Here is a 13,504-nt window from a genome sequence, read left to right as displayed (position 1 = left end):
ATCGGTCCGATATTCAGCGGACGCGATTCCCACCGGAAGGCTCTACGCTTCGCCTGTGGCCGCCTGTTCGCTCCAGCGGGCGAGGCTGTTGCGCGTGGTGAGGGTGTACGGGTGGTCGGGGCCGAGCACCCGCAGCTGGTCGTCCAGCAGCGCGGCGAAGGCCGCCGCCGCACCGGCCGGATCTCCCGCCTCCCCCCGCCAGTGGGCAAGGTTATTGCGGGTGATGAGGGTGTCCGGGTGGTCGGGGCCGAGCACCCGCAGCTGGTCGTCCAGCAGCGCGGCGAACATCGCCGCCGCACCGGCCGGATCTCCCGCCTCCCCCCGCCAGTGGGCAGAGCTGCCACGTGCAGTGAGGGTGTCCGGGTGGTCGGGGCCGAGCACGCCCACTAGGTCGTCCAGTAGTTCAGCGAACATCGCCGCCGCACCGGCCGGATCTCCCGCCTCCCCCCGCCAGACGGCCAGTCTGCGGCGGGTCGCGAGGGTGTCGGGATGGCTAGCGTGGTCGGCATCGAGTATCTGGGCATTTATCAGCTCGGAATATATTTCCGTCTGGCCGACCGTGTCCCCCGCTTTCCCTCTCCAGTAGGCAAGGTTGAGGCGCCAGGTAAGGCTGTCGGGGTGGTCGGGGCCGAGTACCCGCAGCTGGTCATCCAGCAGCGCGGCGAAGGCCGCCGCCGCACCGGCCGCATCCCCCGCCTCGCCCTGCCAGTTTGCGAGGTTGCTGCGTGTAGCGAGGGTGTCGGGGTGGTCGGGGCCGACCATCCGCAGCTGGTCGTCCAGTAGTTCAGTGAACGCCGCCGCCGCACCGGCCGCATCCCCCGCCGACCCCCGCCAGTTTGCGAGGTGGTTGCGTCTAGCGAGGGTGTGCGGGTGGTCGGGGCCGAGTACCCGCAGCTGGTCGTCCAGCAGTTCAGTGAACGCCGCCGCGGCACCGGCCGCATCCCCGGCCGACCCCTGCCAGTGGGCACGATTGGCGCGTGTGGTGAGGGTGTGCGGGTGGTCGGGGCCGAGCACCCGCAGCTGGTCGTCCAGCAGCGCGGCGAAGGCCGCCGCCGCCCCGGCCGCATCCCCCCCACGCCCCTGCCAGGTGGCGAGGTTGCTGCGTGTAGCGAGGGTGTCGGGGTGGTCGGGGCCGAGCACCCGCAGCTGGTCGTCCAGCAGCGCGGCGAAGGCCGCCGCCGCAGCAGCCGCATCCCCCGCCTCGCCCTGCCAGTTTGCGAGGTTGCTGCGTGTAGCGAGGGTGTGCGGGTGGTCGGGGCCGAGCACCCGCAGCTGGTCATCGAGCAGTTCGGCGAAGGCCGCCGCGGCACCGGCCGCATCCTTCCCCTGCCCTCGCCAGGTGGCGAGGCTGTTGCGTGTAGCGAGGGTGTGCAGGTGGTCGGGGCCGAGCACCCGCAGCTGGTCGTCCAGCAGCGCGGCGAAGGCCGCCGCCGCCCCGGCCGCATCCCCGCCGTGCCCCTGCCACTTCGCAAGGTGGCCGCGTGCGGCGAGAGTGTAGGTGTGGTCGGGGCCGAGGCGGTGCATGGTGGTCTGGCTGAGCTGATGGAAGTGGTGAGTGGCGGCCTCCACCTGGCCGGACTCACCCAGGCTGCTCCCGAGCCGGTAGAGGATCGGATGGGCGTCGGGCTGGTACAGCCACCCGGCGTGGTCGGCGCCTTCCTCAGTGGACGTGACAAGGGCGGTGGTGCAGGCGCGCAAGGCCTGGGCCAGCTCGATGTCGCGTTCGACTTCAGGCCATGCGGCGAGCAGGGCATCTGCGGCCGCCCAAGCAGTGTTCCGGTATCGGTCGCCGTGGAGGGTGTCGCGGGTGGCGCGTTGTACGACCTGGTGCACCCGCACCACCCGACCGTCCCAGGCCGCCTCGCTCCTGCCACCCGAAGCGTCGGCGTCGCCTTCCACGGGCGCGGGCGCGCGGTCGGGGGCGCTGAGCAGGCTCAGGCGGTGCAGTGCGCGCAGCGCCCCCGTCGCGTCCTGCGGGGTGACCGGCTCACCCGGCCCCGGTGCCGGCGCGGCATTTGGCCCCGGCGGAGAGGGGGTGCGGTGGGCGGCCAGATAGTCGAGAGCTGGCTGGCTGAGCAGCACGGTCAGCGGGGTGGCGTTGGGCGCGAGGAAGGCGGCCAGCTCCAACATCGGGCACGCAAGCCCACGCGGGCGGAGACGATCGGCGTAGTCCACCGACAACTCCCACGCCGCAGCCATACTGTGCGCCTGGTCGTCTGGTGGTACGTCCGGGCTGATCTCGGCTAGCGACCGTGCCCTTCGGCCCAGCAGCTCGCGGTACTCGCCCACCGAGATGCCCGCGTCGAGAACGTAGGCGGCGGCCTGCGACAACGCCAGGGGCAAACACCCCAGGTCCTCTGCCAGCCCCGCGAGTCCCCCCGCCGGCTCCACGCGCCCTCCGATGGCCAGCACCGACGCCAGATAGTCCCCCGCTTGAGCGGGGGTAAACACGCCGACATCGACCATGCGCCGGCCGCCCCCGGCCAAGGCGGCGTCACGCCGCCGAGTGGTCACCACCGTCCGCCCCTCCGAAACGGCCGGAGGCCACAACCCGGTCAGATCCGCGGGGTCGGCGACATCGTCGAGGACGACCAGCCACCGTCGTCTCCCGGTCTGCAGCCATGTGAGGAAAGCGTGGGCGGCCCGCAGCGGATCGGACAGATCCGCGTTGCATACTTGCGCCCCAGCCTGTGCGAACTCGCTCACGACGGCCGTGCGGCTACTCGCGGTGACCCACACCAGCAGGTCCACCCCGGTCCCGTCCGCCCAAGTCTCCTTGGCGTAGTCGGCCGCCAACTGGGTCTTGCCGACCCCACCCATCCCGGTCAGCACCTGACACAACACCACAGTCCCGGCGCCCGCGGCAGCGGCCCGCAGCCGGGAGCGCTCGGCGCGGTCCTGGAACGCTCCCGCCCGCGGCGGGATCAGCCCCACCATGTGCGGCCATGACACCGGCTCCCAGCGAGGAGGATGGATGTGCTGATGAACCTCCCCGATCCGCTGCGCGGCAATCGAGCCGCCCGCGGCATGGATCTCGACGCTGCCACCTGCGGCCGCACTGCCCCCCGTCGCGCTCACGACACCCGGTAACCCCCTCGCGTCAGGCTCCCTCGCCTCACTCACCTGCAGCACCCCACAACTCAGCGACGACACCAAGACTGTAGAACGCCGTCGAACGCGCCAGCAGGGCGCTCCGTCAAGGCGACGGAGCCAATTCGTCGGCGGACCTTCGTGGGTGGGGGTGCCGCATGATGCCCAGCGCGGCCACAAGGGCGGCGGGTTGGCGATACGCCCATGGGGCGGCTGTGTCGATGGCAGCGGTGTCGATGTGGAAGACGAGGCCGTCGTGGTCGCCGGCGCCCGTCGGCTTGTCGAGTCGGCGGTAGCCCGAGACGGCGTCCGCTATGGCAGCGGATGTTGTTAGTTCGGCGGCAGCGGCGTCCAGCTCCGGGCGGCGGCATCCGGCCGACGAATCTCCAGTTCGGAAAACACGGCAACCTGATGTAGGGCGCTTGACGGGGTGCGAGGCTCGGGCGCTACTTGTCAGTGCTCACTGCATAAAATGCCGATCAAAGGGGGCTCGATGAGAAAGATTCTGCGTTCGAGGCTGACTGTCGCGCTGGCGGTTGCCGCCGTCGTCGGCCTTGCCCTTCCGGGAGTTGCGGGTGCTGCGGATGGCTCGCTACAGCCCATGACCAACACGGCCTGTAGCGACGGCAAGGGGACAGCGTTGGAAAACGTGGCCATCCGCACCGATACCAGTACCAGTGCCGCTCTGGTGACCACTGCCTTGAAGGGGCAGACGTGGGCCTGTGGTGGAAGTGTCCCCCTCCTGGGCGGCCGGTATACCGCTTGCGGGACATCGAACGGCAACGGGTGGTTCTATGTCCACAACTTCTACTACGCGGGCTATAGCGTGTCAGGTTGTTGGGGGTGACACTTCCCACCGCCGAGAGGCGCATCCCGGCGGTGGGCGCGTCGCAGTGATCAACCGGCGGTCCAGGAGCTGTGCGAGGCGCCCGGCCGGGGTGTCCCAGACCCTGGACGTAGGGGCCTGGTAGATCGTCCCGTGCACCACGTGCATCTCCGGCCCGTCAGGGAAGCGTAAGCGCAGGACCCGGGATATCTGCTCAGGGCTCCAGCGGCGTTCGAGGTGGTCCTGGACAAACTCCCGCAGCTCCGGGTTCCGGCCGATCTTCCCCTGCTTCGGGCGCGGCCGGCGGCCATCAGCACGGCCTCGTGCGGCGTGCGGCCGGTAGGCCCACGCGCCGCCGGCCTCGTAGAGCTTTCCGTTGCGCCGGACTTCCCGGCCGATGGCGGAGGGGCTGCGACCGAACTCGGCCGCGATGGGCCGTAAGGACGCCTTCTCTCTCAGCCCGTCGGCGATGTGGATGCCGTCCGACTCCCGCAGATACCGAGAAGGGCCGGTCGAGGCCGCCCCCCTAACCGGGGGTGCGGACCTCGACCGGCCCTTGTGCGCGTTGCGCCCGTTGCCCCACACCTTGCCGGTCCGCGGGTTGATGCCCACGATCCGGCACACTTCCTTGTTGCTGTATCCCTCCCGCATGAGCTGGAAGTATGCCGCCCGCCCAGCGGTCAGCTTCTTCCGCTCCTGCGGGGTCCGATCCTGGCGGATCTTGTAGTCCATCGCACCCCCTGAACTGGGTGTTGCGACCACCACCAGAACTCGAGCCGGCGTGTGGGGGCCACCCTCCTGGATGGCTCGCCTCGGGACTGCCAGCTCTGGTAGGCGGTGACCGGTACGGACAGCTGCAAGGGTCGCGGTCGCAGCACCGTTCGTGACGTGGCTCCCAGCTGAGCTGCGGCTGCCGGAAGGTGCGCGAGTGCCGGCGGCGTCGGCGGGGATCTTGCTCGTGGCCATCACGCTCTACGGAAGGACATGGCCGGACGCACTGGCTCGAGCCCGCTCGATCCTCTCCGGAGGCGGCCCTGGCTCCTGAGCTGGATCCCGGGTCGCAGGCCCGGAGCGGTCAACTGCACCGGGTGTGTCCAGGGCGCGGCGGGTGGAGGACCGGCGCAGCGATCCGGGGAGCCCCCCGCCTGTGGACAAAGACCAGGGCAACGAGGGCTGAGACAACGTCGAAGGCCCCCACCGCGAGGGGTGGGGGCCTTCGACGTATTGCCCGGTGAGAGCAATGGCTGAGGATACGAGATGCGAACTCGTGAGGGGTTGCCCCAGCACAGGATCCGACGGATCGCGGCGTGCAATGGATCGCGACCCCGCATCACCGCTTCATGATCTCGGGATGAAGACCAGCATCCGGTCCAGGAGGAGGGAGGAGAGGGCGGGCCGGGTGCGGGTCGCAGGTTGCATGTACGCGCGGGCCACGGCCCGGAGCGTGCTCATGTCGACGGACCTGTTGGAGCCGAAGCTCGCACAGTAGTTGGCGCTGGCGGACGGGAGTCTGGTCACGTGCGGCCCGGTCGGTCCGGCGTTGCCTGCGCGGCTGAAACTCCAGGCGTAGAGCTTGTCCGCATTCGGTTGGTCGGGGATGTAGTCCCGTGCGCTGCCTCGGAGGACGACGTTGTTCTGGGCGGCCAGGGACACGGCAGCCTTGGCGCCGGCGTAGAGGGTGATGCTGGAATAGCTGGCCTGCCGGGTGGCCACGTGGTTGGTGCCGTAGGCGACGACGAAGGAGCCGTTGGGCAGGCGGAAGTTCGGGGTGATCGGGTCGTCCGCGTCATTGGAGAGTTCGTCGACCCCGGTGATGGGCGGATTGGTCACTAGGTTGTCCTGGAACCCAGGGTTCGACTCCTCGAAGCCGCGCTCAACGACGAGGTCGCGCGCCTTGTAGCCCGGGTAGGTGTCGATGATCCGGTGGCGCAGGAGTTGCAGCGTGGGGTTGAGGTTGAGTTCGGTGGCACCGGTCCCCGACACGCGCAGCTTGGGCACGGGCAATGGGTCGGGCCCGTACACGGGCGTGGTCTGGTCTGCGGATTCACCTTCAGGCCGCACCCGGAAGACCTGGAGCGGGGGAACGGCGCGGTACTCGTCGAGCGCCTTGTCGAATCCCGGCTTGGCCACGCTGGTGCGCAACCCGAACACGAACTGGTCCGATCTCTTGTCAAGACCCAGTCGGTACAGGGCAGGCGAAACCGTCATGTTGTTCGTTGCGCGCCCGAGCCCGGAGGCGGCCAGCATCTGGTTCACTTCCGCTCGGGTGCGCCGGTTGCCCGTGATCACCAGGGCGAACTGTCGGCCGAACGGCGTCGCACCTGCGGTGCGCACCGTCTTGTTGTTGACCGCGTCGCCCACGGAGGTCCATACGATCGGCCCAGTGTGCAGGGAGCCCTTGAGCGTAGTGAGGTCGAAGCCGAAGTACTCCACCGGCGGGGGTGTCGTCCCCATCAGGACGACGGCCTCGTCCTGTCGCAGCCGCCACGACTTCTCCGGGTTGGTGTCGGGCGCCTGCCCCGGTACCTCCGGTAGCCCGGAGAGGATGTAGGGCGACTGGGGATTGGGCCACAGGCCGCTGAAGAGACTCCCGTCGCAGTACTTGGCGTTCAGGTCGAAGACGCCCTCGGTGCCTGATTGCCACACGTAGTCGGCCTTGGCCAACTGCTGCTTGAAACGGGCCACCTGCCCGCCGGTGTCACCTTGCGGCGAGTACTCACCGATAGTGGCCGAGGACCCGGACGACATGCCCGACGAGGGCGCGGCTGCCGTGGCGCCGGGGGCAGCCACGAGCATAGCCGCGAGGGCTAGGAGAGCGGCGCGTCGGCGCAGGAGGAATTGGACCATATGTACACCTGTAGCCGGTCGCGCCGTCCAGTCCGCTTCAGCGCGCGACGATCGGCCCCTTCTTCACCCACCAGGACCACATGTACATGCCCCAAGCGCGCCCAAGCCCTGGTCAGCGTGGTCTTGGCCCTGGCCGTGGTCGTGATGGGGCTGGGGACTTCGATGCACCGGTGGTCCGCGCTCCGCCTCAATCCCTCACCTCGTGGGGACGCCGTCCGCCCGCCCGGCATGCCGCCCTCGTCGAATCGACGAGGGCGGCTTCGTCGTGCGGCCGATGACGCGCGCTGCGGTGGCTCCTAACGTCGGGGAGGACGGCCGGGTGGATGACATGGAGGGAGAGAGTCTGTGGAGACCGTTCGCTGCGAAGGGCTCGGCAAGACCTACGGCAGGGCAGTTGCCGTTGGCGATCTGAACCTGTCTGTCGAAGCAGGCCAAGTGTACGGGTTCCTCGGGCCGAACGGGTCCGGAAAGACGACGACCATGCGGATGCTGCTAGGACTGATCCGGCCGACCTCCGGCCGAGCGTGGCTGAACGGCCGGGCGCTGCCGGACCCCGCCGGCCTGGCGCACGTCGGTGCGATGATCGAGGAGCCGGCATTCCACCCCTGGATGACCGGGCGGCGCAGCCTCGAAGTGCTTGCGTTGTACGGCCCGCCCTTCCGCCGGGCGGACGCCGTCGCCGAAGCGCTGGGAAAGGTCGGTCTGACCTCCGCCGCCGATCGCAAGGTGAAGACGTACTCCCAGGGCATGCGCCAGAGACTGGGCCTCGCCTTGGCGCTGATGCGGGCACCCTCGGTCGTGCTGCTGGACGAGCCCATGAACGGGATGGACCCGGCCGCGATCCGGGAGTTCCGGGCCACCGTGCGCTGCGTCGCCGACAGTGGGACGACGGTGTTCCTGTCCAGCCACCAGCTGACAGAGGTCGAGCAGATCTGCGACAGGGTGGCTGTCATGACGTCGGGACGCGTCATCGCCGAGGGACGCCCGGACGACCTGACAACCGCCGTGGTCCGGGTAGTTCTCGCACCGGCCGACCGAGCGGCGGCGCGGACCCTGCTGTCCAGCAGCTTCCCGGTGCGTGCCGAGGACTCGGACGCGCTTGTGGTCGGAAGCGGTGACGGTCATGCCGTGAACGAACTGCTCGGACGAGGCGGGGTGTGGGCGCACCAGATCCGCGTAGAACGGTCCGGCCTGGAGCGCGCCTTTCTCGCTCTGACCGGACCCACCGGCGAGGAGGTGGAAGACGATGCGGCATCTCCGCGCTGAGCTGGCCACGCTGAACCGGCCTCTCACCTGGGCGGTCATGACGGCCGCGGCGTTGTTCTGCGTCCTCCTCGCGATCGGCGGCGCGGACAACGCCCGGCGGGCAGTGGACGATACCGGCGGCGGACGATCGCCGTCATGCGCCGTCATGCGCCTGCCGGCGGGACCGGCGTGCGCCCAGGCGCTTGCGATCCAGAAGCGGCGGATCGAGGAGGAGCACGCCGCCGGTACGAGGGCAGCCGCCCGTACCGCGGCGCAACTCGACCCGATCGCCGCCGGAGCCGAGGCTGCCGGCCTGATGGCCTCGCTTCCGGGCGCCCTCGCGGTGTCGCTGCTGGCCGGCGGCCATATCGGTGGGGAGTGGTCCGGCCGGACACTGAAGAACGTACTCACGCAGAACGGACGGCGCCTACGGGTCGTGGCGGCGAAACTCGTCAGCCTGTGGATCGCCGGTGTGGGCCTCGTCTGCGCGTGCTGGACCTGTCTGGCCGTCGCTGGACCGGTGATCCGTGCCGCCGACCATCTGCCGGATCCGCATCAGCCGACACACCACGCCGTGACATGGGCGGGCACCCAGTTCGGACGTTCGCTGGTCGTGCTGGCCGCATTCGCGGCGATCGGCCTGCTGGCCGGTGTGGTCACGCGTGGGACGATCGGAACAATGGCTGCCAGCGCCGCGATCGTCCTCGCCATGCTGATCGCAGCGACATTGCCGGCACTCGGCCGCTGGACACCGGCCACCTGGGTCCAGGGGTGGATGGGGTTCGCCGGGGGCCAGGAGTCCATCGGAAGCCTGCCGGACAACTTCTGGTCCAGGTTCATCGACACCGGCGGCACCGCGCCAGGCCACGCGATGGGCTTGGCCGGTGTGACGGGACTGCTCGTGACCTGTGCGGTGGCCGCGTTCGTGGTGTTCCGGCGTCTGGACGTGACGGGTTGACCTGGGCGTACGCTCACGTCATGCCGTGGGTTGCCCGACTGCAGGCCACCGCCGCCCGGAGCGGGGCGGATCTGCTGGTCGCCACAGTGCTGCTCGGCTGGGCACTGGCTGACGTGCCCTGGCCCTGGCGGCCGCCAGGACACGGCGGCGCACCTGCCGCCGTCTGCGGTTTCCTGGCACTGGCCCTCGTGCAGTCCGTGCCCTCGATCTGGCGGCGGCGCCTCCCGGGGACGGGCCTGTCGCTCGCACTCGGCGCCTTGGCCCTGCGTACCGCTCTGGGCCTGCACACCGTCTCGGGCCTGGCGGCCGTGGCGGCAACGGGATACGCGGTCGGCTCCCACGGTTCTTTCGCACGCCGTCACCTGCGACCGCTCCTCGGCGGCGCGATGGCGGCCGCCTTGGCAGCGGCGGTGAGCTACCAGGTCCGCATGGCGATCGGGTTGCCGGGCGTCCTGCTCTCGGCGGGGCTCCTCGCGGGCGACGCGGCCGTGTCCCGGCGGTTCGCGGAAGAGGCCGCGCTGGAGGCCGCACAGGCGGCGGAACGCGCACGGATCGCAAGGGAGTTGCACGACGTCCTCGCTCACCAGCTCTCCGCCATCACCATCCAGGCGGGGGCGGTCAGGATCGTCGCAGCCACCGGTGACGGCCGCCAGGACGCGGCAACCATCGACATGCTCGGGACAGTCGAGCGTCTGGCGCGCGAAGCCGTGGTCGAGCTGGGGCAACTGCTCGGCGTGCTGCGGCAGGACGGCGAGCCGGCCGCCCGTCGTCCTATCCCCTGCCTGGGGGAGATACCAGCCCTGATCTCCACGGCCTGCGAAGCCGGCGTCATGGCGGAGATCGCGGTGATCGGGCAGGCGCACCCGCTGCCTTCCGGCGTCGAACTCGCCGCGTACCGGATCGTGCAGGAGGCGCTCACCAATGTGGTCAAGCACGCGCCTGGTGCGTCTGCGCGGGTCGTGCTGCGCTACTTGCCGCAGGTGTTCGAGCTCTCCGTCGTCAACGGGCGTGCGGCGGACTCCTCCTCGGGCCGTCCCCTCCAGTCGACCGCTCGCCTCGGTCTGGTCGGCATGCGGGAGCGTGCTCGGCTCCACGGCGGGCGGGTGAGCACCACCGCACTGCCCGATGGCGGGTTCGCCGTCCACGTGCGGCTGCCCCACGGCCCCGCGGGAGGCGCCGCATGACGGTCTCCGTCCTGATCGCCGACGACCAGGCCGTCGTACGGGCCGGACTCGCGATGCTGGTCGACAGCCAGCCCGATCTCGCCGTCGTGGGCCAGGCGGCAAACGGTGAGGAGGCAGTCCGGCTGACGGCCGAACTACTCCCCGACGTCGTGCTCATGGACATCAGGATGCCGGTCGTGGACGGCATCGAGGCCACCCGCCGGATCAGGGGGACCGGCACCTCACCCTCACCCCGGGTAGTCATCCTGACGACATACGACCTGGACGAGTACGTCTTCGACGCCCTTCGCGTCGGCGCCCGCGGCTTCCTGCTCAAGCACGCACCTCCGGAGGACCTCCTGCGGGGCATCCGCACGGCAGTCGAGGGCGGGGCGCTGCTCTCGCCGTCGGTGACCATCCGTCTGATCGAGGCCTTCGCGGCCGACCGGCCGCGCCCCGCGCGCCGGCCTCCCGCCATGGCCAGGCTCACCCCACGCGAGCACGAGGTGTTCGACCTCGTGGTGGCGGGCCGTACGAACACCGAGATCAGCCGGAGCCTCGGTGTCGCAGAGACGACGGTGAAGACCCACCTCGGCCACGTCCTGGAGAAGCTTGGACTGCGCGACCGCGTCCACGTCGTCATCTTCGCTTACGAGCACGCCCTCGCCGCGCCCTCGCCGTCCTGACGACCCCTCTGGCAGCGTCCGCCTCGACCGTACGCGGGAGCCGGGAACCGGGAACCGGACAGGTCACGGCCCCGTCGAGCCGTCCGTGCAGCCCGTGCAGCCCGTGCGCGAGACTGCAGGCGCTATGACCTGCGGTGCAGCGGTGCCTCGGCCCCGGACCGCCCGTGCTCACGCCTATTCCTGGTCTTCGGCCACGGCGATGGCGAACCCAAGCGCTTCGGTCATGGAGGCGGCGGCCGACATGACGCGCGCGCTGCCCACGACGGGAGCGACGGCGACCAGGACGTCCTGCACCTGCTCGGCTGTCAGGCCCGCCCGGACGACCGGATCGATGTGTGCAAGGTAGGAGGCTGCGGGGGCGTCCATGGCGACCAGCGCGGCGATGCGGGTGAGAATGAGCGCGCGCTCGTCCAGGCCGCAGCGTTCGATCGAGTCGACCGTCATGGCGGTGAGGGTGTCCAGAACAGGAGTGTCCGACGCTGTAGTCATGTCCGGACCTACTTTCCAGTTGCGGTGGGGGAGCCGCCGTGCACCACATTCGGGCTTAACGGTCGGCCTGCCCTCCCACAGTAACGGTCCGTCTCAATCCCGGCATTGTGGCCTGCGCGGAGGATCTGTCCAGCTGCCTGACCTGCGATGGAAAGGCCCGATAGGTGACGGCCGCACGATTCTGGACGGGGGTGAATGCAACGGGAATGCAAGTTCGTGGCAGCTGTACTTCGCCGTGCTCGCCGGCGGCGAAGGCGTCGGTGACGTTCTCGATCTGGGCATCCGGAATGAGGTGGTCGACATAGCCGTACCGGGCAGCCAGATCGGCGGGAATGTCATCGCCGCCGAGCGGGATCTCCAGGGCGCGGCCCCGGCCGACCAGCCGTCCGAGTCTCGCCATGCGTCCGCCGCCGGGGACGGTACCGACACCGACCTCGTCGTCGAGACAACGGGCGCAGGCCGGTCGGCCCGGGACTCATCATCGCCACCCGGACGTTGTCGGCCGTGAAGTCCCAGTGGGCCATGAAGTAGCCAGGGATCTCGCTGCGGAACACGACCACGGTGAGGTGCGGGTGCTTTCTCCGAGAGGCGTTCACCGCCAGAGTGTCGGGCCTGTTGTTCACACACCATGGCCGGCGCTTTTCGCCAGCCCCCTGACAGGGAGTTCCCCCTGCCCGTGTCCTCGCTCCGGCTGCGCCGCCGCATCTGCGTGCCGCGTCCCGTAGCGCCGTGCGAGAGGTGCCGAACTGGTGCCGTGAGCCACGACGCTGAGCAGCACCGTGCAGACCACCACAGGCACCACCTCACGGGCGGCGGCCGGGTCCAGTTCCTCGACCGCCAGCAGGCCGAAGACGACCGAAGCCAACCCCCGCGGACCGAACCAGCCGACGAACAGCACCGTGCTGCGGTCCAGACCGCCGCCCAGCAGTGCCAGTGCCACCGGCACCATCCGGACCAGGGTCAGGCTCACCACCGCGTACAGCACCAGATGCCAGGACAGGTGATGGAAGGCCTCAGGCAGCAGGACGGCACCGAACAGGAGCCACACCAGCAGGGACAGCACGGAAGCCGACTGCTCGGCGAATGCGAGTTGCCATTGGGGTGCCCCCTGAGCGTCCGCGGCTCCGAACGCCAAGCCGCTGACGAACGCGGCCACGAAACCGTTTCCGCCGAATGCGATGGCCGAGGTGTAACTGAGCAGGGCCAGCGCGAGCACTGCCGCGGGTGCGAAATCCTCGGTCGCCCAGCCCCGGTGGAGCGCCCAGTTCAGCAGCTGTCCCGCGACCAGGCCCAGTGCGCCGCCGTACGCAACGCCGATCAGCAGTTCCACAAGTGCGCCGCCGTGCCCCTCATGGCCGCCCCCGGCCTCCAGGGCGGCGATTCCGGCCAGGGACAGCACCACGAAGGGGGTGGCGATGCCGTCGTTGAGGCCGCTCTCCACGTTGATGGCGCGGCGGATACGTTCCGGTACCACCGGATTTCCCATCATCGAGGCGCCGAGCGCGGCATCCGTCGGCGCCAGAGCGGCGCCGACGAAAAGCGCGGCCCAACCGGAGACGCCCGGGAGCAGAGCGCCCGCCAGAAGCGCCCCCAGCCCGATACACAGCGGCAGACCGACCGCCAGCAGACGGACGTACAAGCGCAGGTCCGCCCGTACGGACCGGACCGACAGCCGTGCCGCGTCGGTGAACAGCACCCAGGTGAGCGTGATCTCCGCCAGCACCTTGACCGTCTTCGGCGAGGGTGCCAGGTCCACCGAACCGATTCCCTCGTGCATGACCAGCCCGAGCAGGACGAAGACGACTGGACCGGTGAGCTCCGCCTTTGCCACTCGCCGGGAACACAGTCCCCACAGGAACAGCGCGAGCAGAATCAGCGAAAGCGCCGCGTCCATGCCGTTCTCCTGTCCGCTCCGCCTTCCGGCCCGCGTCATCAAGGAAGAAGTGCCGGCCAGTCGGCCCGTCTGCTGCGGCCGATAGCGCTCCTGACCGTACTGCCGCACCCCCCCGGCCTGGTGAATCCTCGCCGGATGATTCGTGAACGGCTCGGGCTCCTCGGAGGGATCCGGCCAGCTGACCACGGGAAGCTGCGGCAGACCCAGGAACGGCGCGAGATACTCGTTGGCCTCGGACTCCCAGGTGGTGGCCCACACCAGGTCGCAGGGCAGCCGAAGAGGATGGGCCGGGTCACAGCTGCACCG

Annotated in this window: 9 protein-coding genes and 1 pseudogene; 4 read left to right on the top strand and 6 right to left on the bottom strand. The window is 69.9% G+C overall.

Annotated elements, in window-relative coordinates:
* Nucleotides 1-42 precede the first annotated feature (42 nt).
* The 3 genes and pseudogenes from fxsT to JT723_RS07990 all read right to left on the bottom strand — a co-directional run bounded on the left by fxsT (nucleotide 43) and on the right by JT723_RS07990 (nucleotide 6,601).
* Nucleotides 43-2,937, bottom strand: coding sequence for an FxSxx-COOH system tetratricopeptide repeat protein (gene fxsT / locus JT723_RS08000; protein WP_240165257.1), 2,895 nt, complete (start codon nucleotides 2,935-2,937; stop codon nucleotides 43-45).
* Between the two features lie 1,094 nt (nucleotides 2,938-4,031).
* Nucleotides 4,032-4,648: pseudogene (locus JT723_RS07995) on the bottom strand (transposase); the annotation flags it as partial.
* Between the two features lie 606 nt (nucleotides 4,649-5,254).
* The gene (locus tag JT723_RS07990; protein ID WP_205043779.1) at nucleotides 5,255-6,601 is read right to left on the bottom strand and encodes a hypothetical protein; all 1,347 of its coding nucleotides are present in this window, start codon (nucleotides 6,599-6,601) and stop codon (nucleotides 5,255-5,257) included.
* 507 nt (nucleotides 6,602-7,108) lie between these two features.
* On the opposite strand from JT723_RS07990, the gene JT723_RS07985 reads away from it, so the two are divergent.
* Genes JT723_RS07985 through JT723_RS07970 form a run of 4 tightly spaced genes read left to right on the top strand, consistent with a single transcriptional unit; the run spans nucleotide 7,109 to nucleotide 10,815 of the window.
* Nucleotides 7,109-8,029 (top strand): ABC transporter ATP-binding protein, encoded by a 921-nt coding sequence (locus JT723_RS07985; protein ID WP_205043778.1) that lies wholly within the window; start codon nucleotides 7,109-7,111, stop codon nucleotides 8,027-8,029.
* Nucleotides 8,010-8,966, top strand: a complete 957-nt coding sequence (locus JT723_RS07980) for an ABC transporter permease (RefSeq protein WP_205043777.1) — start codon at nucleotides 8,010-8,012, stop codon at nucleotides 8,964-8,966. The genes JT723_RS07985 and JT723_RS07980 overlap by 20 nt, the downstream gene beginning before the upstream one ends.
* A gap of 20 nt (nucleotides 8,967-8,986) precedes the next feature.
* A complete protein-coding gene (locus tag JT723_RS07975; RefSeq protein ID WP_205043776.1) occupies nucleotides 8,987-10,150 on the top strand; it encodes a sensor histidine kinase in 1,164 nt (387 codons plus the stop codon).
* Nucleotides 10,147-10,815: a response regulator gene (locus JT723_RS07970; protein ID WP_205043775.1), complete on the top strand. Its 669-nt coding sequence runs from the start codon at nucleotides 10,147-10,149 to the stop codon at nucleotides 10,813-10,815. The genes JT723_RS07975 and JT723_RS07970 overlap by 4 nt, the downstream gene beginning before the upstream one ends.
* Nucleotides 10,816-10,989: 174 nt before the next feature.
* On the opposite strand, the gene JT723_RS07965 is transcribed toward JT723_RS07970, so the two are convergent.
* The 3 genes from JT723_RS07965 to JT723_RS07955 form a co-directional block, all read right to left on the bottom strand.
* Nucleotides 10,990-11,304, bottom strand: coding sequence for a carboxymuconolactone decarboxylase family protein (locus JT723_RS07965; RefSeq protein WP_205043774.1), 315 nt, complete (start codon nucleotides 11,302-11,304; stop codon nucleotides 10,990-10,992).
* A 55-nt stretch (nucleotides 11,305-11,359) separates the two neighbouring features.
* Complete coding sequence (locus JT723_RS07960) at nucleotides 11,360-11,704, bottom strand: Clp protease/crotonase-like domain-containing protein (RefSeq protein WP_205043773.1); 345 nt, start codon at nucleotides 11,702-11,704, stop codon at nucleotides 11,360-11,362.
* A 219-nt stretch (nucleotides 11,705-11,923) separates the two neighbouring features.
* Nucleotides 11,924-13,456: a cation:proton antiporter gene (locus JT723_RS07955; RefSeq protein WP_251513264.1), complete on the bottom strand. Its 1,533-nt coding sequence runs from the start codon at nucleotides 13,454-13,456 to the stop codon at nucleotides 11,924-11,926.
* Nucleotides 13,457-13,504: the final 48 nt, after the last annotated feature.

This window comes from Actinacidiphila bryophytorum (genome assembly GCF_016916835.1).
Lineage (GTDB): Bacteria > Actinomycetota > Actinomycetes > Streptomycetales > Streptomycetaceae > Actinacidiphila > Actinacidiphila bryophytorum.
Note: the sequence above shows the minus strand (reverse complement) of the source record. Positions and strands in the feature narration are given on the sequence as shown.

Bases quoted from the DNA above. Each gene is read 5' to 3' on its own strand.
- fxsT (WP_240165257.1), bottom strand. From the start codon at position 2,937: ATGGTGGGGCTGATCCCGCCGCGGGCGGGAGCGTTCCAGGACCGCGCC.
- JT723_RS07980 (WP_205043777.1), top strand. From the start codon at position 8,010: ATGCGGCATCTCCGCGCTGAGCTGGCCACGCTGAACCGGCCTCTCACC.
- JT723_RS07975 (WP_205043776.1), top strand. From the start codon at position 8,987: ATGCCGTGGGTTGCCCGACTGCAGGCCACCGCCGCCCGGAGCGGGGCG.
- JT723_RS07970 (WP_205043775.1), top strand. From the start codon at position 10,147: ATGACGGTCTCCGTCCTGATCGCCGACGACCAGGCCGTCGTACGGGCC.
- JT723_RS07965 (WP_205043774.1), bottom strand. From the start codon at position 11,304: ATGACTACAGCGTCGGACACTCCTGTTCTGGACACCCTCACCGCCATG.
- JT723_RS07960 (WP_205043773.1), bottom strand. From the start codon at position 11,704: ATGGCGAGACTCGGACGGCTGGTCGGCCGGGGCCGCGCCCTGGAGATC.